Below are 19,509 nucleotides of genomic sequence, written 5' to 3' on the forward strand. Positions count from 1 at the left end.
TATACGATAAGACAAGATTAGACAAGAACTGGAGGTTATTTGGACTATGAACCGTAAGAGGATCCGCCGGCTGCTTGCGGCAAGCATGCTGGGTCTGTTCCTGCTTGTTGCCGGATTAGGCGGGGGGACCGCCGCATTAGCGCATAGCGGAAATAGCGTTGCTTATTCCGATATTCAATTGAAGGACGGCTCCATCGCTTATGATCTTCGGATCGATATGTACGATCTTCGCCTTGCTGTCGCGCCGAATGACCCGGATGTAGGCGACTTTTCGCCGGAAGTGCTGCAGAAGTTCGTTACCGAGCATAAGGACGATGTGGAGATTTACCTTTTGGACAAAATCCATCTGTATGCGGACAGCCTGCCGCTGGACGGTTCCTTGCTGACGCTGGAAGCAACGGTAGCGCGGGATCAGCCGTATGCGGAAGCGATCCTTCGCTTCGATCTTTCGGGCAAACCGGAGCATTTTGTTCTCGACTACCAGCCGATCTACGATGATGTGGATCAATGGCATATGAATTACGTGACGCTGGACCTTAAGCAGGACGGCAGCGATAAGCAAAGCTATGTCCTGAACTTCGACAAACGGGAAGTGGAGCTGGGGAAAATCAGTCTGCTCCGCGCGGTGAAGCAGTTCTTCATCCTTGGCATCGAGCATCTGATTACGGGTTATGACCATATTCTGTTCGTGCTCAGCCTCTTGATTGGCGCGCGTTCGATGAAGCAGATTCTTGGCGTCGTGACGGCCTTTACCGCGGCCCATACGGTAACGCTCCTGCTGGCCGGCTTTGGCGTCATTCATCTGCCGGGCAAGCTGGTCGAGTCGGTTATCGCGCTGAGTATCATCTATGTTGCCTTGAACAGCATCCTGAACAAAAATGCGAGTAAGCATAATCTGTTTCTGGCCTTTGGCTTTGGTCTGATTCATGGGTGCGGCTTTGCGGCTACGCTGTCGGAGATGAGGCTGGACGGGGGGCAAATGGCGGCATCGCTATTGACGTTTAACGTTGGCATCGAGTTCGGCCAGCTGATGATCGTATTGCTGCTGTATCCGGTTATTCATTATGCCCGCCGGATCCGTTGGACTATGCCGGCTATGTCGGCGACGATTTCGGTATTTGGTCTGATCTGGCTGATTCAGCGTGCGTTTTTATAAGACGGAATTGCGCTGAGGAGTGTATAGATTTTATAAAGGTACGACAAGGTTTTACAAATACTTCACTATGAGGATAACATTGCCAAAACATTTAACCACTAAGGTTTTTATGATGCCTTAGATAGACAAGCCTCACAGGTCAAGGCAATCAAAAAGTGGGAGGGTATTACATTGTTTAACGTTTTGAAGCAACAAAAAGGCGTGCGCAAAGGACTGTACTCCGTACTAGTCGCTTCTGTACTCGCTACGTCACTGACGGCAACGCTGGTTAATGCGGCGGATGAGCCGGGCACAGGTGTCAGCACGCAAGCGGTTGATCCGTACACGGTGAGCAACATTATGCTCAATCCGGGCGCAGACGAAACGCAGGTCAACCTGACTTGGTATTCGGCAGCTACGCAGCCGGTAGGCACGGTTGTTCAGATCGCGAAGAAAGCGGATGTGGTTGACGGCGTATTTCCAGTTGCAACGGCTGCTTCGTTTAACGGTACATCCTCGGCTGCGGTGACGGGCTTTTTCTCCAACAAAGCTACGATCACGGGACTTCAGGAATCGACCGATTATGTATACCGCGTAGGTGACGGTCTGGACGAGCATTGGAGCACGTCTTATAACTTCAGCACGAAAGACTCCCATGATTTCAGCGTCATGTTCGTAGGTGACCCGCAGATCGGTGCAGGCGGCAACGCGGTAACGGATGGTGCCGGCTGGGCGAACACGCTGAACAAAGCAACTCAAATGTTCCCGGACATGAGCTACATCATGTCGGCAGGCGACCAAGTCAATACGGCGTCCAGCGAGACGGAATATACGAACTTCCTGAATCCTTCGCAGCTGCGCAATCTGCCGGTTGCAACCGTTGTCGGCAACCATGACGGCGCTGTAAACTACAAGTACCACTACAACCAGCCGAACGAATCGGCTCAATACGGTACGACCGTTGCTGGCGGAGACTACTACTATACGTACGGCGAGACTCTCTTCATGGTCCTCAACTCCAACTCGTCGAACAGCGCTTCCCATGAAGCGTTTATGAAGGATGCTATCGCAGCGAACCCGAACGCAAGATGGAAAATCGTAACCTTCCACCACTCGATCTATAGCGCGGCAAGCCATGCGACGGATACGGAAATTCTGAATCTGCGTAAAGTGCTGTTTCCGGTATTCGATCAGCTGAAGATTGACCTCGTCTTTATGGGTCATGACCACTCGTACGTAAAAACGTACCAAATGGAAGGCGACCAAGCGATCAAAGGCCAATCGATGGATAACGGCGTATTCGTTAACCCGAAGGGCATTATGTACTTGACGGCGAACTCCGCTTCGGGCAGTAAGTACTACGATCTGAAAACAACGCTGAACGACTACTACTCCGATGTGAAGAGCCAGCTGAAGGTTCCAACCTTCTCGATGATCAACATCGACCACAACTCGATTTCCGTAGATACTTACCGCACGGACACGATGGCTAAAGTGGACACTTACACGATGGTTCACACGGACATGTCGGGTCTTGAAGTAACAACGCCTCCAACGAAAAAGAACTACGCGGTAGGAGAGCTTCTGGATACAACGGGCCTTACTGTCAGCAAAATCAACCTCGACGGCTCCAAAACGCCGTTGCCGCTTGACCAAGTAACGATCACTGGCTTTGACTCCGTAACGGAAGGCACGAAGCATGTGACGGTAACGTACACGGTTGCCGGTGTTCCTTACACGACAGGCTTCGACGTTAAAGTAGGCACGATGGTTAAGATTTACGCGAAGCAAGACACGGTTATCCGTGAAGAAAGCCCGCAGGTGGACTTCTATGTGGCGGTTGGCAAGCTGACGAACGTGAATACGATTGACGTGACGTTCAAATACGATGCGACTAAATTCACCTTCGATACGAAAAGCGGAGCCGAGCTTCTTGATAAAACAAACGGTTTCCTGCAAGCAAACGAAACCGCGCCTGGTACGATTCGCGTTATCGCCGGCTTCCAGGAGCATCCGCTTACGCTGACCGAATATTCGGATCTGATCAAGCTGTCCTTCAAGCCAATTGAGCCGATTGCGGATAACGTTCAAGCGGATGTTCAACTTGATGACGTTATCGTGAACAGCAGCTCGGAGAACTCCGATCTGGGCGCTATTTTCGATAAATTGCCATCCTCCATCTTGATCCGTTCTTACAAAGATATTACGGACCTGTTCAAAGACGGCAAGCTGACTTCCGCCGACTTGTCGGTAGCGATTGACCACTATCGCGCAAGCTCGACTGACGCTGACTGGGCAACATCGAAGCTGGCGGACGTGAACTTCGACGGCAAGGTCGACTTGACGGACTTTACGATTATTATCCTTCATATTTTCCAAGGCAAGTAAGCACTTATTAGCAGCAGGAAAAGGCGCCTCGCCGCCTTTTCCTGTATTTTAAACCTATGAGGAGTTCATAATGATGAAAAAGAAATTGTTAGCAGGTCTGCTTTTTATCTGCTTCCTGGTTCTCCCGTTTAACGCCTTGGCTTTTGCGGCCGATTCTTCTACGGTTCAATTCTCGAAGCAAGCGATCGAAGTCGACAAGAATGCCTCCTCCTTCTCGGTTGATCTCGTTCTGAACTCGCAGAGTCCATTTAGCAGCGCGGAGTTTGGTATCAAGACAGACAGCCATGTACAGTTAAAATCGGTTACTTATTCGCAAGCGATTGGCAGTGCCTCGCAAGTATCCATTAAAGAAAAGAACGGCATTAGTTATTTCGGATTCTTTGATACATCGAACCATTTTTCTGGAAGCTTTACGGCTTGTACGCTTACTTTTACTTACACGGACAGCACGGCTGCCGTTGTGACCTTGGCAGAGACGACTCTGACGAGATTAACCGGAACGGGCGGGGCCACCAGCGAGAGCCTCACTCCTAATCAAACGTTGCAAATTACGCGATCAGCTTCGAATACACCGGGCGGGGGTACCACCGATCCGGGCAATGGCGGAAATACAGGCACAGGCAATACGGGGGGATCGGATTCTAACGTTTACACGCATGTTATCGACAATTCGAAAGCTCTGGAAGCTCTGGAGCATGCGGCTCCGAACAGCCAAAACATTAAAACGATCTCCTTCGAAGTGAAGAGCACGGACGTAGGCAGCGCGAAGGAAATTGCGTTCCAATTGCCATATTCTCTGATCAACGCCGACGAGAAACGCCAGGTTGAGATCAATACGCCGTTTGGTACGGTTACCATTCCGGATCATGTCATCCCGGCCGGCCAGCTTGGCTCGGCGCAAAGCCTGACGCTTCGCATCAAGCAGGTCGATCCGGCTTCCTTGCCGGCTTCCACCCAGCAGCAAGTAGGCAGCCGCCCGATGCTGGATCTGCATTTTGAACTGGATGGCAAAGCGATTGAATGGAAGAACGAGCAGGCGCCTGTTCAGGTCGTGCTTCCGTTCACATTGTCTGCTACGGAGAAAGTAAACGCGGATCTGATTGTTGCCGCTTATATCGACAGCAACGGTAAGCTGCAGATTGTACCGACAGGACGCTTCCACGCGGAAAACGGTGAATTGAGCTTCTCCACCACGCATTTCAGCTTGTATACGATTGTGAACAGCAGTAAAGCCTTCAAGGACACAACGTCCTCGTGGGCGCGTCAGGACATTGAAGCGCTGGCGATCCGCGGCATTATTAACGGCACAACCGCCGATACGTTCTCGCCAAACGCGAATATTACGAGAGCGGACTTCACGAAGCTGCTGGTAGGCGTACTTGCTAAGCATGCGGAGTCGACGGGCATGGGCTTCAAGGACGTTACGTCCAAAGCTTACTATTATGATGCGGTTATGACCGCTCAAGCGCTTGGTCTTGCAAGCGGCTCGGGTGACGGCAAGTTTAATCCGGGGGCGTCGATCTCCCGTCAGGATATGATGGTGCTGCTCGACCGTGCCTTTACGGCAGCGGGTCATCCGCTGAAGGAGACGGCATCGCTGTCCGGCTATAAGGATGCCGCCAAGGTAGCGGCTTACGCGCAGCCAAGCGTAGAGAAGCTGATTGCTTCGGGCATCATTAACGGCAGCAACGGTTACCTGACTCCTCAGAACAACTTGACCCGCGCTGAGGCGGCTAAGGTTCTTCATTTGTTGTATAACGAGCTTTATTAGACGCAAAGACACCGTGGATGAAGTTCACGGTGTCTTTGTCGTCGAAACGCAAATCGCCTCACTGATGAAATTCAGGGGTGGTTTGTCGTCGAAACGCAAATTTCACTGGAGTCATAAACGCTAAGAAGCAAAGCAAAGGGCTGTCTCAATGAGACAGCCCTTTGCTTTGAGCATCGTAGATCCGTTCCGCGATATCGGTACTGACTATCCTTTAATCGTTACCGAATTATCGTTCGTATTGTTCTTCATCTCGAGGCGAAGGATTTTACTGAAGAATTCATCCGGCACATAGAGCGAGCCCTTAATTAATTTTGGCGCGGCAAACAGCTGAATCGGAGCCATTTTGTTAATGGTATAGCTATTTTTGCCTACGGCTACGGATGTCCATTGCGCATCGCGGGAGATCTCCGCGCTTTGCGTTTTGTTGCTCCATTTTACCTTGTAGCCCAGCGCTTCCGCAGCTTTTCGAAGCGGAATGTAATGGGCGCCGTTCGGGCCGGCCGTTAGATCCTTGGTGGACAAGGTTAAAGTTGGGCCAACCGAAGTGGCCGCATCCACCGGAATGTTGATGATGCCGCCGGCATAAGGCGCAATCTCGTATTGCTGGAACACCAGATTCACGGCACCTTTGCTGTCTACGAAGTAAGTATGATCGGCACCGATTTTGAACGTTGTCATAGCGTCCGGGAAGAAGTTATCCGGGTTTTTGCTGATGGCGTACCGCACCGCGCTGTTGGCTGCCGCAAAGCCGCCGTCGCCAAGCGCCTGCTCAAGCGTCAGCTCGGCAGCCTGCTGGCTGTTTACGATATTGTAGCCCTCAACGGCTGTACCGCCGTGAGCGCCGCCGGTATACTCATAGGTGGACACGGTGAACGAGACAATGCCCTTCGCGGCCGTGCTGCCGTCGGCCTTCAGCTCGTAGGCTACATTAAGTTCATAAGCACGGAACGGATAATCGTTCTCTTGCGCAGACTTTTTGTCATCCGCCGCGAGAGCTTTCAGCTTGTCGATTTCCTTCGTCGCTTTCGCCTCGATGCTGGCGTTTAATTTATCTTGATAGGAAGTATCGAGCATACCGCTGATAATAGGGACGGAGATTTTTACGGTAAGCAGGTCGGAGGATTCCTCAATCACTTTTGTTGTTACTTTTACGGCTTGCGTATCGGGAAGCACTGCGCTGATTGGCACGGCTGTAATCGGTTCTGCAGTTACGGCAACGGGTACGGCTGTGGATTCCGCTGCCATGGCCAGCGCAGGAGTAAAGGCAAGCAGGCAGGAGCCGGCAACGGCAATGGTAAGCATTTTAAAAGTTTTTTTCATGATGGGTGGCCTCCTAGTTATCGATTCGGGAATTGAAGTCACCAAGTAGACGGATAAGGGGATCGAAAAGTTTCATTGCTAAACTAAATTTTTATTCCGGCCGGGTGGAGACGCCTCCTCCGAACGCGATCCGGTATCCATCGGCGTCCTTGATGGTAAATTCGCTCCAATGCTCCGAGTAGTTAGGGCCGTTAACAATCTCGACATTTTTAGCCAGGCACTCTTCCGCCAGCAAGTCGACGGCATTCGTGTATGCAAAAGCATCAAAGTACAAGCCGCCTTGCACAGCGGAATTTGGACGCACGTCATTCTTGTTTACGGCAGGGTGCAGAATAAAGGTGATATTTTCTCTTGTTACATGGACATGTCCGCCAATCTCTTCATAGGTAAACCCGAGATTGAGGTAGAACGATGAGGCCTCTTGTATATCTTTAACCAGCAAAACGATAGATGAACCCGTAATCTTGGCTCCTGCCGTTGATCCGCTCATTTTACCCTCTCCAAGCTTATGGAATATAAATCCAAATACATCAAAGATCATACAATGGGTCTCGAACTGGAGCAATATAAGAAATGGACTGGCCGGCCGGTCGGGCAAATTTTAGGTTTGGCGGGGGATCCATTTCGTCTACGTTGCACGGAATACAGGATAATTAGCCCCGAAGGGTCAGTGCTAGGCCGTACGTTGCACGGAATGCAGGATAATCGGCCAAATTGGTTCAAAAAGCCCCGAGGAGGGCAAATATACTGCATTCTATACAACATAGCATGAGCGGGCAGCGCGAAAGCGGCATTTATCCTGCATTAAATACAATCTGGCCATGGCAGATTGAACCGGTGAAGAGCGGCGGGGCCGGAGCGGAGCAAAAGACATGCTCGCTGAGAAGCGCAGCGCTTGCCTTTGTACCCGGATTTCAACCGCTATAGCGGTATATTCGAGGAAATCGGGGTACTACAGCGATCGAAGAAGCATGTCTTTTGCGCAGTGATAACGCCCAGAAACCAGCCTAAAAGCTTGAATCTGGCCATGGCAGATTGAACGGTTGAAGAGTGGCAGGGCCGGAGCGGAGCGGAAGGCATGCTCGCTGAGAAGCGTAGCGCTCGCCTTTGTACCCGGATTTCAACCGCTATAGCGGTTATTCGAGGAAATCGGGGTACAACAGCGATCGAAGGAGCATGCCTTTCGCGCAGCGACCATGCCTGCCACCGCCAAGCCTGTTCAGCAGCACACAGCCAGATTGTAGAGTTTTTCGGCTATTCCCGACATATTGCGGCCCGGCGGCAATCGGTATAATGGAAGAGAACAAGAAATCATCCGATTCAAATGGAGGGTTTGTCCACGTGACGAAACAATCGATGACAGCATTACTTGAGCAGATGACGCTGGAAGAAAAGATTTTTCAGCTGATGCAGCTTACCCCTAATTTTCTCAGCGAAGATGACGCTAACCTGACGGGTCCGCTGGCCTGGATGGGCGTTACGGAAAATATGGTGAACAATGCAGGATCCGTACTGAGTGCCGTTGGCGCGAAGGAAACGATAGCTCTGCAGAAAAAATACATGGAGAACAGCCGCCTCGGCATTCCTCTGCTTCTTATGGCGGATATTATCCACGGCTACCGTACTATTTTTCCGGTGACGCTAGCGATCGGCAGCACTTGGGACCTGGAGCTGGCGGAGAAAAGCGCCGCGATTGCTGCCAAGGAATCGGCCGTTACGGGCATTCACGTGACGTTTGCGCCGATGGTGGACCTCGTACGCGACCCGCGTTGGGGCCGCGTAATGGAGTCGACGGGCGAAGATCCGTACCTGAACAGCGAATATGCGCGTGCCTTCGTCCGCGGCTTCCAAGGCGATGACCTCGCGGGCGATATGGACCGCGTTGCCGCGTGCGTGAAGCATTTTGCCGCTTACGGCGCAGCGGAAGGCGGTCGCGATTACAATACCGTCAACATGTCGGAGAGACAGCTTCGCGAGTCCTATCTGCCGGCTTATAAAGCCGCGCTGGACGAGGGCTGCGAGATGGTGATGACGGCCTTCAACACCGTCGACGGCATCCCGGCAACCGGCAACAAGTGGCTGATGCGGAACCTGCTCCGCGACGAGTGGGGCTTTGACGGCATGCTGATCTCCGACTGGGGCGCGGTAGGCGAGATGATCCCGCATGGCGTTGCGGCGGACGGCAAGGAAGCCGCGCGGAAGGCGATTGAAGCCGGCGTCGACATGGAGATGATGACCTCGCACTATGCCAATCATTTGAAGGAGCTTGTGGAATCGGGCGAAGTGGATATCAAACTGATTGACGAGTCCGTGCTCCGCATTCTGAAGCTGAAGGACAAGCTGGGTCTCTTCGAGAATCCGTACCGCGCCGCAAGCGAAGAACGGGAGAAGGAAGTGCTGCTGTCGCCTGAGCACCGGGCTGCGGCACGCGAGATCGCGGCTAAATCCTTCGTGCTGCTGAAGAACGAGCAGGAGGCTCTACCTCTTCGCGGCGGGCAAAAGCTTGCGCTTATCGGACCGTTTGCCGAAAGCGGAGATATTCTGGGCCCTTGGTCGATCTGGGGCAAGCAAGAGGAAACGGTGCAGCTGCATGCGGGTCTATCTGCCCATAAGGGAGCGGATATCGTTGCGGTGGCGAAAGGCTCCGATATCGAAGCCGTGACCGAGGAGCAGCTTCAGGAAGCGGTGGCTGCGGCATTGCAAGCCGACGTAATCGTGCTGGCGCTGGGCGAAAGCTCCGAGATGAGCGGGGAAGCGGGAAGCCGCGGCGACATCCGTCTGCCAGAGGCGCAGCTGGAGCTTGTTCGGAAGCTGAAGCCGCTTGGCAAGCCGATCGTGGTTGTATTGTTCAACGGTAGACCGCTTGATCTGCATGGCGTGATCGAGGAGGCGGATGCGCTCCTTGAGGTTTGGTTCCCTGGTACGGAAGGCGGCAATGCGATCGCGGATGTGCTCTACGGCGACGTGAACCCGTCAGGACGTCTGACCATGTCTTTCCCTTATTCCGTTGGACAAGTTCCGGTATACTACAACAACTACAATACGGGACGTCCGCTTACGCCACAGAATGCGAATGAGCGTTACGTCTCGAAATATTTGGACATGCCGAATGCGCCGCTTATGCCGTTTGGTTACGGCTTGAGCTATACGAGCTTCTCGTACAGCGAAGCCACCCTGTCTACGGACGTTATGAGCGCAGGAGATACGCTTCGGGTATCGGTTGACGTGACAAACACGGGAGCTTCTGCCGGCGAAGAGGTTGTCCAGCTATACGTACGCGATCTTGCCGGCGAGGTTGTCCGTCCGCTGAAGGAGCTGAAGGGCTTCCGCAAGCTGGCCATCCAGCCGGGCGAGACGCGGACGGTGACGTTCGAGATTACCGAGGAACAGCTTCGTTATTACCATGCGGATCTGCAACTGAAGAGCGATGCAGGCGAATTCCATGTCTTTGTAGGCCCTAACAGCCGCGATGCGGAAGCGAAATCGTTCCGTCTTACGAAATAAAAACAAAAAAAGCGCGGGCCAGCCATAGGCAGGTTCGCGCTTTTTTTGCTGACAAAGCCTTTAATAGGGCATGCCTGTCAGATAATAGCCAATCTCCACTGTCATAGCAGGGATTATCTGCCGATTGCACGGTAAAAGAAAGCATGGCGGTTTATTTGGGACATTCCGAGAGCGAGCCAATTATGTATCCGCATTCATGAATGGAAAACAGACCATTCTGCCCTTTTTCGCGTTTATATCGCAGTTTACAGAATTGGGGGATCGGGTCTATGATCAAATCTGCAAAACTTCATATGTTCATATTCGCTGAGTTTCCGTTAGAAACGGAGAGCAGGGGAACCAATTGCGATAGGCAGGAAAGTGCATGCTTGTCGCCGGGGTGAATCGGCATGCCGGCCGCATTATAGGATTGCGGGCAGCAAGCTGTAGGGCGACTCTAAACGCCCGAATCCGTCAGCTAACCTTGTAAGCGTTGATAGAGAGGGTGAACTTCGGTTATTTACGGGCCGCGGGAGGATACTCTGCGGTCTTTTTTCTATGCGTAGAAAGAAGCAAAGGTGGTTACATTAGCACTGATAAGTGTTCGAGTAGCCAAGTATCCAGGTATTAGATGTTTAACTTCAATGTTGGCGGTGACCTGTGTGTTTACTCTTATCAAAAGATTACTGATCGGGCGTCCCCTCAAGTCCACGGAATTAGGGGAACAGAAGCTCATTAAAACGAAGGCGCTTGCGATCCTGTCCTCGGATGCCTTATCATCCGTTGCTTACGGGCCAGAGCAGATTTTGCTCGTCTTGATGACCGTTAGCGCAGCGGCGTTTTGGTATTCGATTCCGATTGGTGTCGGGGTGCTGGTCTTATTAACGGCGCTTATCTTGTCTTACCGGCAAATTATATTTGCCTACCCGCATGGCGGGGGAGCGTATGTCGTATCGAAGGAAAATCTCGGGGTGTTCCCGGGTCTCATATCAGGCGGCGCCCTGCTGGTCGATTATATTTTGACCGTAGCGGTAAGCGTTTCGGCGGGTACGGACGCGATTACGTCCGCTTTTCCAAGCCTGCACGAGCATTCAGTACTAATCTCTATCGTGTTTGTCCTTTTTATTACGATCTTAAACCTGCGGGGCGTGACGGAATCGGCGTCTATCCTTGCTTATCCCGTTTACTTGTTTGTGCTCGCGATTGTTGTCATGGTCATTGTAGGCTTGTACAAAATCGCCACAGGCGACGTATCGCCTGCGCTTCACACCTCTTTAGGAACGCCGGTTGCAGGCATCAGCCTGTTCCTGCTGCTTCGCGCGTTCGCATCGGGCAGCTCGGCTTTGACCGGGGTTGAGGCCATCTCGAACGCGATCCCGAACTTCAAGGATCCTGCGCCGAACAATGCGGCCAAGACGTTATTAGCGATGGGTGGCCTGCTCTCGATCCTGTTCTCGGGTATCGTCTTCCTGGCGTATTACTACGGTATAGCGCCGAAAGAAGAAGTAACGGTTGTGTCACAGATTGCCGAGAGCATATTCGGACGCCATACGATGTATTATTTTATCCAGGGTACTACGGCACTTATCTTGATCCTGGCGGCTAATACCGGCTATTCGGCCTTCCCGCTGCTGGCTGTTAACCTGGCGAAGGATAAGTTTATTCCGAGAATGTTTACGGCTCGCGGTGACCGTCTCGGTTACTCGAACGGCATCATCAGCCTTGGGGTTCTGTCCATCATCCTGATCGTGGCGTTCCAGGGCAAGACCGAGCATCTCATTCCGTTGTACGCGGTTGGCGTATTTATCCCGTTTACGTTGTCGCAGACGGGGATGCTGGTCAAATGGTTCCGCCAACGGCCGAAGGGCTGGGTCGGCAAGTTTATCATTAACTCGATTGGCGCGCTCATCAGCTTTATCGTCTCGATGATGTTTTTCCTGACGAAGTTCGCGCAGGTATGGTCGATTCTGATCTTCCTGCCGCTTATTATCTTCGTGTTCCACCGGATCAAGAAGCACTACGAAGCGGTGGGCGAACAGCTGCGCCTCGCTACCTGCGAGCCTGTAATGCCGATTGAGGGTAACGTAATGATTCTGCCGGTATCGGGGATTACGCATGTTGTCGAGCATTCGATTCTATATGCCAAGTCGCTTAAGCCTGAACAGATCATTGCCGTGTACGTTCCTTTTGAAAAAGAGGATGAAGCCGTCTTCGAAGAGAAGTGGGAGAAATTCCAGCCGGATGTCCGGCTCGTGACTCTGCATTCGCCTTACCGCTCGATATCGAATCCGCTGTTCAAGTTTATCGATACGGTGCAGCGCAAGGCGGGCGAGAACAATTACCAGGTAACCGTCATTATTCCGCAGTTTATTCCGAAGAAGGGCTGGCACAACATTTTGCATAACCAAACGAGCCTAATGCTCCGTGCCCAGCTTCTGTACCGTAAGGACGTTATCATCACCACAGTGCCTTACCATTTGAAAAAATAGCCCAAAGCCTCGGTCCCGTCGGGACCGAGGCTTTTTGTCTGCCTACAGCTCAAGCCCCGTACCCTGCTTAAAGCGTTTGATAACCATATGGGTGTTGACGTTTACGATCCCTTCAAGCACATAGATTTTTTTGAACAAAAAGTGCTCCAGCGCCTCCTCGTCCTTCAGCAGCGCATGCATATGCAGCGAGCTTGGTCCCGTCATCTGATAGATGCTGATCACTTCCGGTTCCTCCGATAACAGTGCCCCGGCTTGCTCTACGAATCGAGGCTCAACCTCAACTTCGAAAAAAGCGGAGATGGATTTGCCGAGCTTGGTTGTGTTTAACCGTACGGTGAAGTTCTCGATAATTCCGTTATTCACCATCGCATCCACGCGCTTCTGGATCGCGACTCTAGATAAATTGAGAAGCTCGCCGATCTTGGCGTACGACATCCGTCCGTTATCGTGCAGCAGGCGGATAATTTCCTGATCTGTGTCATCCAAGTGCAGTAAATGCATGAGACCACTCCTATTCGATAAAATTTCACGTTAAGCTACTTTGTGCGAGATAAATGTTAGGTATTAGTTTCGAATTCGTTCGTTTTTATGTAAATTAATATAACATCAGTAACCAAAATGGTCTATAGAAAATGACAAAACAGTCCAGAAAAGCCCTTTTTTAGTTACGATGTGGTTGACGCTCTGCTGGGGCGCTCTTATACTGATGTCATAAAACATTACATACGAAACCAGAAACAGACGGAATGGTTGCGAAAACTTCAAATTGCGGGTTAATCAACTTACATGAGGGTGTGATCGGTATGAAAAAGCAGCTGATTCGTAACGGGACCGTCATCACGATGAATGAGGAGATGCGGGTGATCCCTAATGGTTATGTTCTCATGAAGGGGGATCTTATTGCGGAGGTGGGAGAGTGGCCGGCGGACGGCTCGAAGGATGAGCTTCTCCGGCAGGCGGATATCTTGATGGATGCGCAGGGGAAGGCCGTCATTCCCGGATTGGTGAACGGGCACACCCATTTGTTTCAGACCTTTATAAGGGGCGTTTCCGATGATTTGCCGCTGGCGCAATGGCTTCGGCAAATCATATGGCCGGCATCTCTTGCCATGGAGGAAGAGGATTTCTATCTGGCGGCCATGATCGGCTGCATTGAGAATTTGAAGTCAGGCGCGACCTACATTATGGACCACCACTATGTTCACACCCATGCCGGCAATGATGACGGTGTCCTGAAGGCCATGCAGGAGTCGGGCATTCGAGGTCATATGGCCAGGGGAGGCGTTGACCTCAGCTACGAGCCAAGGCTTAGCGAAACGATTGAGCAAATATTCGGCAATACGGATGTTCTGCTTGACCGCTGGCAGGGAGCGGGCGAAGGCCGGATCTCCATTGCGCTTGGCCCGCTTAATTTATACGGCTGCTCGGAGAGCTTCCTGAGGCAGGCGGCTGATTACAGCGAGCGGAACAAACTGATTACTCACCTTCACGTCGCGGAAACGAAGGACCAGATTGACAATACGATGGAACGTTTCGGGCTTCGGAATTTGGAGCTGGTTGAAGCGGTGGGCCTGCTCGGCAAGCACACGCAGGTCGTTCACGGCGTCTGGCTGGATGATAAAGAGCTGGATTTACTGAAGAAGAATGAGGCTACCGTTATTCATTGCCCGATTTCCAATATGTATCTGGCTTCCGGCGTAGCGCGCGTGCCCGAGATGCTGGAGCGAGGCATTAATGTGGCCTTGGGGACGGACGGTCCCGGCAGCAATAACTGCCAGGATAATCTCGAAGTGCTGAAGTTCACGGCCTGCCTGCATAAGGTTGATCAGCTCGATTCAACGCTGCTGCCGCCCATGCAGGTGCTGAAGATGGGGACAATCAACGGGGCCAAGGCCGTTGGGAGAGAGCAGGAGCTTGGCAGCCTGGAGCCGGGAAAAAAAGCGGATGTCGTGATCATTGATCTGCAGAAGGCGCATATCGCGCCCATTCACCGGGTCAGCTCGGCCATTGTATATAACGCAAACGGCAATGACGTGGATTCGGTTTTCGTGAACGGTCAGCTTGTCGTTCATCGCGGCAAATGCACGCTGGTGGATGAAGAAGAGATTATCCGCAGGGCGCAGGCAAGGGTCGATGTGCTGCGGCAGAGGCTGGGCACGGCTTATCCGGTATTTAGCGTAGTGGAATAAAGAAGGCGGAGGTGCGGTCTTCATGAGTGAGGCAAGGAGCGTTAACGAAAAGGCGGAACGATGGGTGAAAGCCGTGGTCGAGGTTCTGTTTTACGCCGGGGCGGTGCTTGTCGCTCTGCTCGCCGGGGGTCTGGTGATGGCAGCTGCGGGCGTATCGCCGCTGGAGGCGTACCGGCTTATCTGGGACGGCGCAGCCGGCGACGCGAACAGCGTGAAGGAAACGCTGGTCAAGGCAACTCCGCTCTTGTTCGCCGGTCTATGCTACACGTTTGCTTACCGGAGCGGCTTGTTCAACATCGGCGCGGAAGGCCAGATCTATATCGGAGCGATGACCGGCACGATGGCCGCGCTGTATGTCCCGGGTCTTCCGGGCTTTGCGCATCTGCCTCTCTGCATTGCAGCCGGTGCGGCTGGAGGCGCGGTCTGGGCGGGTATTGCCGGAGCGCTCAAAATATTCAAAGGCGCAAGCGAGATTATAAACACCATCATGCTCAATTATGTGGGAATTTACTTGGTCAGCTACATGGTGACCGGTCCAATGAAGGATCCGTCCGGTACGCTTCCGCAGTCCGCGAGGCTCCCGGAATCGGCGCTGCTTGCGAGGCTGCTCGACTCCAGGCTGCATTACGGCTTTGTGCTGGCGGTTGCGCTGGCGGTCATTCTGTACGTTGTCTTGAACCGGACGGTCTGGGGCTATGAAATCCGGTCGGTCGGCTTCAACAAGCAGGCGACGAAGGTTATGGGCATTCCGGTCAGCCGCAATATGCTGCTCGTCATGATGGTCAGCGGAGCGATTGCCGGAATCGGGGGTTACGTGGAAATAGCCGGCGTGCAGAACCGTCTTTTCCAGAACTTTTCGCCCGGCTACGGCTATGACGGCATCGCTGTCGCGCTGGTCGGCGGGGCGCATCCGCTTGGCAATATCGGCTCGGCTATTCTGTTTGGCGGATTGCGGAGCGGGGCCAATGCCATGCAGCGGATGACGGGTACCTCGACCTCGCTTGTATACGTTATTCAGGCCACGATTATTGTGCTGGTTGTATGCAACCGGTATTGGTTCGGCGGCTTGAAGCGTCGGCTGATCGCTTCGCTTGCGGCCCGATTCGGCGGCAACAGCCGTCCGGAAGAGTTGAAGGCTGTGCAAGCGGCGCCGGAGACGGCTCTCAGCCTGAACAAAGGGGAGGGATCGAGATGAGCGAGGAAGTGATTGTCAGCTATTTGGCTTCCGCCATTCGCCTGTCGGTTCCGCTGCTGCTCGCCGCGCTTGGCATTCTGTTCATGTCGAGGAGCGGAATTCTGAACATCGGGATGGAGGGCATCGTTCTGATTGGCGCATTGTCCGGTGTCGTTGGCGCGCATTATTTCGGCAGTGCGGCAGCAGGCGTAGGGTTTGCCATCGCCGTTACCGGGCTGGTCGGACTGCTGTTCGGTTTTCTCGTAATTACGACGGGGGCCGATCAAGTTGTGATCGGGACGGCGCTTAATCTGTTCGGCTTAGGCATCACAACGGTGTTTGGCCGGAGCCTGCTTGGCATGGGGCAGGAAGCGGTGCGGGTGAACGGTATTCCAAGCCTGCGGATCCCGCTGCTGAGCGACATTCCGTATGTCGGGGAAGCATTGTTTGATCAGAATGTGCTTGCGTATGCTTCTTACCTGCTGGTGCCGGCTGCCGCGTTTATTTTCTACAAGACCAATTGGGGGCTCCGGGTTAGGGCGGTAGGGGAGAATCCGCTGGCCGCCGATACGCTTGGCGTACGCGTTCACCGCATCCGATATATCTGCTGTCTTATCGGCGGGATGCTGGCTGGCGTAGCCGGCTGCTCGTTATCCCTTGGCATTCTGAATCAATTTACGGAAAACATGGTGGCAGGCCGTGGTTTTATCGCCTTGTCGGCGGTTATTTTCGGCAAATGGACGCCGCTTGGCACGATGGGGGCTTCTCTCTTGTTTGGCGGGGCGGATGCCCTGCAGTTAAGGTTCCAATCGTTCGGAATTAAGATTCCGTACCAGTTCATGCTGATGTTTCCTTATCTGCTGACGATGGTGGCTCTCGCTTGGTTCTCGGGCAAGAGCAAGCAGCCTGCTGCGACGGCCGCTGCTTATAAAAGTCTCGCAGACCGGAACGGTTAGGAGGGAAGCTTATGGAGCCGATTTTGGAAATACGAAATTTAGTAAAGCGTTTTGGTTCCTTTGTGGCGAATGACCGGTTGAATCTGGCCATTCGGCAGGGCGAGATTCATGCTCTTCTCGGCGAGAACGGTGCCGGCAAAAGCACGCTTATGAACATGCTCTCAGGCATGCTGGAGCCCGACTATGGCGAAATTCTGTATAAGGGCAAGCCTGTTCGGTTTGCATCGCCCCGTGAGGCAGGCAGCGTGGGGATTGGGATGGTGCATCAGCATTTTATGCTCATTCCGGCGCTGACGGTCGCGGAAAACGTGCTGCTTGGATTGAAGCGGGATCGCAGCCCGTTCTTTCGCTTTAAGAAGGCTTGCGCGGAGATTCGGGAGCTGTCGGACCGCTTTGGTCTGGATGTTCGGCCGGAAGCGAGAGTTAGCGAGCTGTCGGTCGGTCAGCAGCAGCGCGTGGAAATCGTCAAGACGCTGTTTCGGGGCGCCGAGTTCATTATTCTGGATGAGCCGACGGCGGTGCTGACACCCTCGGAGGTGAAAGATTTGTTCCGGGTGCTGCGGACGCTTAAGGAGCAGGGGAAGACGATTATTTTCATCAGCCACAAGCTTCAGGAGATTCGGGAGATTTGCGACCGCGTGACCGTGCTGCGGCTCGGGAAGCTAATTGGTACGCATAGCCTTGACGGCATAACTCCGGCAGATCTCGCACGCATGATGGTGGGGCGCGATGTTGTCTCTCCGGTCCGGAAGGCAGGCGTCGTTAGTCAGACGAACCGTCTGAAGGTGACGGGGCTCCACGCTAGCGAAAGCGGCGTACCGGTCCTTAAGGATATTTCTTTTCGCATTCGTGAGGGAGAGATTCTTGGCATAGCCGGCGTAGACGGCAACGGGCAGCGCGAGCTGAGCGAGGTGCTGTTCGGACTTCGTCCCAAGGATGCGGGAATCATCGAGCTGGATGGAGAGGCTCTGCAGCGCCAGCAGCCCCGAAGCATGAAGGAGAAGGGGGTCGCTTATATCCCCGAGGACCGGCATAAGGAAGGGCTTATGCTTCAGATGAGCGTGGAGGAGAATCTGATTGCGAAGGAATACCGGAAGCGCAGATTCAGCAAGGGCGGCATCATCAGCCGAAGGAGGATGCGGGAATGCGCGGAGGAGCAGATCAAGAGCTTCGCGATTAAGACCTCAGGTGCCTCGGTTCCGGTCGGCAGGCTGTCCGGAGGCAATCAGCAGAAGGTGATTCTGGCCCGTGAGCTGATGCTGAATCCGAAAGTTATCGTCGCTATGCAGCCTACGCGCGGAATGGATGTCGGCGCGGCGGAATATGTCCACAAGCGGTTGCTTGAAGCTAGTGAGCATGGCTGTTCCATTCTGCTTATCTCGACGGAGCTGGAGGAAGTGATGGCGCTGTCGGACCGCATTGCGGTGCTGTACAAGGGTGAGCTGCTGGGCACGATGGATAGAGAAAGCGCGGATAGGGATCGCATTGGCCAGCTGATGGCGGGGATCCGGCCGAATGCTTCTTTTGCCATATAGAGGGGACATATCATTCCAATTTGGAGGGGTTAGGATGAGAATGGGGAAATGGGCGAAATCGATGGCGGTATTAGGCGTGTGCGTACTGATGATTGTGTTGGCGGCCTGCGGAAGCGATAAAGCGGAGAACAGCGGTGAATCGGGGGCGGCCGGGAAATCGGAAAGCGGCGGCAAAAGCCTGAAGGTGGCTTTGCTCACCCCTGGTCCGGTCAATGACAACGGCTGGAATGCAACGGCATACGCCGGGCTTATGAAGATTAAGGAAGAGCTTGGCGCGGAGACGGCTTATTCCGAGAAAGTAAGCAACTCCGATGCGGCTGAGTTCATCCGCGGTTATGCCGATGACGGTTACGACGTTATTATCGGGCACGGCTTCGAGTACGGCGACATTATGAAGGATATCGCTCCCGATTACAAGGATACCTGGTTTCTCGTCAACAGCTCGACTATATCGCAGGAGCCTAATCTCGCTTCCCTCAGCTTAAACAACAGCGAGCAGGGCTACCTGATGGGTTCGATTGCGGCCCTGATGTCGAAGTCCGGCACGGTTGCGGCTATTGGCGGCTCCGATATCCCTCCAATCGCAAACTCGGTGAAGGGTTTTGAGCTTGGCGCGAAGGAGACGGTCCCTTCTATTAAAGTGCTGTCTACGATGATGGGCGGCGACAGCGATGTCGCCAAAGCGAAGGAAACCGCGATCTCCTTTATCGAGAAAGGAGCCGATGTCGTCATGACCAATGCGAACCAGGCTGGACTCGGGGGAATCGAGGCGGCGCAGCAAAAAGGCGTATTGGCCATCGGCTCGAACCAGGACCAGAATCCAAACGGTCCGGATACGGTCGTCACCAGCGTCATTCAGGATTATCCGGAAGCGATGAAGGTCGTCGTGGAGCGTATTCAAAAAGGCGAGATGAAGGCCGAATCCCAGCTCCTTGGCGTGAAGGACGGCGCGATTTATCTGGCTCCATTCCATAGCTTCGAGGATAAAATTTCGAAGGACATCATGGACAAGATTAATGCCATTGTCGAAACTCTGAAATCCGGCGAGAAAGTCATCGGCAACCAATAA

At 53.4% G+C, this 19,509-nt stretch carries 13 protein-coding genes and 1 riboswitch; of the genes, 10 read left to right on the top strand and 3 right to left on the bottom strand.

The genetic code is table 11. The annotated features are described in order from the left end of the window. Positions 1 to 46: 46 nt before the first annotated feature. From WFJ73_RS26415 to WFJ73_RS26425, 3 genes are all read left to right on the top strand, one after another. Complete coding sequence (locus WFJ73_RS26415) at positions 47 to 1,156, top strand: HupE/UreJ family protein (RefSeq protein WP_336775935.1); 1,110 nt, start codon at positions 47 to 49, stop codon at positions 1,154 to 1,156. A 171-nt stretch (positions 1,157 to 1,327) separates the two neighbouring features. Further along, positions 1,328 to 3,523 carry a metallophosphoesterase gene (locus WFJ73_RS26420; protein WP_336775936.1) on the top strand — a complete coding sequence of 732 codons (2,196 nt, stop codon included), beginning with the start codon at positions 1,328 to 1,330 and terminating at the stop codon, positions 3,521 to 3,523. Between the two features lie 70 nt (positions 3,524 to 3,593). Then, positions 3,594 to 5,294 carry an S-layer homology domain-containing protein gene (locus WFJ73_RS26425; protein ID WP_336775937.1) on the top strand — a complete coding sequence of 567 codons (1,701 nt, stop codon included), beginning with the start codon at positions 3,594 to 3,596 and terminating at the stop codon, positions 5,292 to 5,294. Between the two features lie 204 nt (positions 5,295 to 5,498). On the opposite strand, the gene WFJ73_RS26430 is transcribed toward WFJ73_RS26425, so the two are convergent. Then, positions 5,499 to 6,614 (bottom strand): PdaC/SigV domain-containing protein, encoded by a 1,116-nt coding sequence (locus WFJ73_RS26430; protein WP_336775938.1) that lies wholly within the window; start codon positions 6,612 to 6,614, stop codon positions 5,499 to 5,501. A gap of 91 nt (positions 6,615 to 6,705) precedes the next feature. Beyond that, positions 6,706 to 7,104, bottom strand: coding sequence for a VOC family protein (locus WFJ73_RS26435; protein WP_336775939.1), 399 nt, complete (start codon positions 7,102 to 7,104; stop codon positions 6,706 to 6,708). Between the two features lie 851 nt (positions 7,105 to 7,955). On the opposite strand from WFJ73_RS26435, the gene WFJ73_RS26440 reads away from it, so the two are divergent. Then, positions 7,956 to 10,118, top strand: a complete 2,163-nt coding sequence (locus tag WFJ73_RS26440) for a glycoside hydrolase family 3 N-terminal domain-containing protein (RefSeq protein ID WP_336775940.1) — start codon at positions 7,956 to 7,958, stop codon at positions 10,116 to 10,118. A gap of 294 nt (positions 10,119 to 10,412) precedes the next feature. Continuing rightward, positions 10,413 to 10,606: riboswitch (cyclic di-AMP (ydaO/yuaA leader) on the top strand. Positions 10,607 to 10,759: 153 nt separating this feature from the next. Then, positions 10,760 to 12,586, top strand: coding sequence for an APC family permease (locus WFJ73_RS26445; protein ID WP_336775941.1), 1,827 nt, complete (start codon positions 10,760 to 10,762; stop codon positions 12,584 to 12,586). 42 nt (positions 12,587 to 12,628) lie between these two features. On the opposite strand, the gene WFJ73_RS26450 is transcribed toward WFJ73_RS26445, so the two are convergent. Continuing rightward, positions 12,629 to 13,087, bottom strand: coding sequence for an Lrp/AsnC family transcriptional regulator (locus WFJ73_RS26450; RefSeq protein WP_127498721.1), 459 nt, complete (start codon positions 13,085 to 13,087; stop codon positions 12,629 to 12,631). A 302-nt stretch (positions 13,088 to 13,389) separates the two neighbouring features. On the opposite strand from WFJ73_RS26450, the gene WFJ73_RS26455 reads away from it, so the two are divergent. From WFJ73_RS26455 to WFJ73_RS26475, 5 genes are read left to right on the top strand one after another with little or no spacing between them, the layout of a single operon-like run. Beyond that, a complete protein-coding gene (locus tag WFJ73_RS26455) occupies positions 13,390 to 14,775 on the top strand; it encodes an amidohydrolase family protein (protein WP_336775942.1) in 1,386 nt (461 codons plus the stop codon). 22 nt (positions 14,776 to 14,797) lie between these two features. Then, positions 14,798 to 15,970 carry an ABC transporter permease gene (locus WFJ73_RS26460; protein WP_336775943.1) on the top strand — a complete coding sequence of 391 codons (1,173 nt, stop codon included), beginning with the start codon at positions 14,798 to 14,800 and terminating at the stop codon, positions 15,968 to 15,970. After that, the gene (locus WFJ73_RS26465; RefSeq protein WP_336775944.1) at positions 15,967 to 16,905 is read left to right on the top strand and encodes an ABC transporter permease; all 939 of its coding nucleotides are present in this window, start codon (positions 15,967 to 15,969) and stop codon (positions 16,903 to 16,905) included. Before WFJ73_RS26460 ends, WFJ73_RS26465 begins: the two co-directional genes overlap by 4 nt. Positions 16,906 to 16,916: 11 nt before the next feature. Continuing rightward, positions 16,917 to 18,440 (top strand): ABC transporter ATP-binding protein, encoded by a 1,524-nt coding sequence (locus tag WFJ73_RS26470; protein ID WP_336775945.1) that lies wholly within the window; start codon positions 16,917 to 16,919, stop codon positions 18,438 to 18,440. A gap of 34 nt (positions 18,441 to 18,474) precedes the next feature. Continuing rightward, positions 18,475 to 19,509, top strand: a complete 1,035-nt coding sequence (locus WFJ73_RS26475) for a BMP family protein (protein WP_336775946.1) — start codon at positions 18,475 to 18,477, stop codon at positions 19,507 to 19,509.

Origin of the sequence: Paenibacillus sp. MMO-58 (genome assembly GCF_037146255.1) — a bacterium.
Taxonomy (GTDB): Bacteria; Bacillota; Bacilli; order Paenibacillales; family Paenibacillaceae; genus Pristimantibacillus.

What these genes read in the sequence shown, in the direction of transcription:
- WFJ73_RS26460 (WP_336775943.1), top strand. Translation starts at nt 14,798, where the DNA reads ATGAGTGAGGCAAGGAGCGTTAACGAAAAGGCGGAACGATGGGTGAAA.
- WFJ73_RS26465 (WP_336775944.1), top strand. Translation starts at nt 15,967, where the DNA reads ATGAGCGAGGAAGTGATTGTCAGCTATTTGGCTTCCGCCATTCGCCTG.
- WFJ73_RS26425 (WP_336775937.1), top strand. Translation starts at nt 3,594, where the DNA reads ATGATGAAAAAGAAATTGTTAGCAGGTCTGCTTTTTATCTGCTTCCTG.
- WFJ73_RS26435 (WP_336775939.1), bottom strand. Translation starts at nt 7,104, where the DNA reads ATGAGCGGATCAACGGCAGGAGCCAAGATTACGGGTTCATCTATCGTT.
- WFJ73_RS26430 (WP_336775938.1), bottom strand. Translation starts at nt 6,614, where the DNA reads ATGAAAAAAACTTTTAAAATGCTTACCATTGCCGTTGCCGGCTCCTGC.
- WFJ73_RS26415 (WP_336775935.1), top strand. Translation starts at nt 47, where the DNA reads ATGAACCGTAAGAGGATCCGCCGGCTGCTTGCGGCAAGCATGCTGGGT.
- WFJ73_RS26470 (WP_336775945.1), top strand. Translation starts at nt 16,917, where the DNA reads ATGGAGCCGATTTTGGAAATACGAAATTTAGTAAAGCGTTTTGGTTCC.
- WFJ73_RS26475 (WP_336775946.1), top strand. Translation starts at nt 18,475, where the DNA reads ATGAGAATGGGGAAATGGGCGAAATCGATGGCGGTATTAGGCGTGTGC.
- WFJ73_RS26455 (WP_336775942.1), top strand. Translation starts at nt 13,390, where the DNA reads ATGAAAAAGCAGCTGATTCGTAACGGGACCGTCATCACGATGAATGAG.
- WFJ73_RS26450 (WP_127498721.1), bottom strand. Translation starts at nt 13,087, where the DNA reads ATGCATTTACTGCACTTGGATGACACAGATCAGGAAATTATCCGCCTG.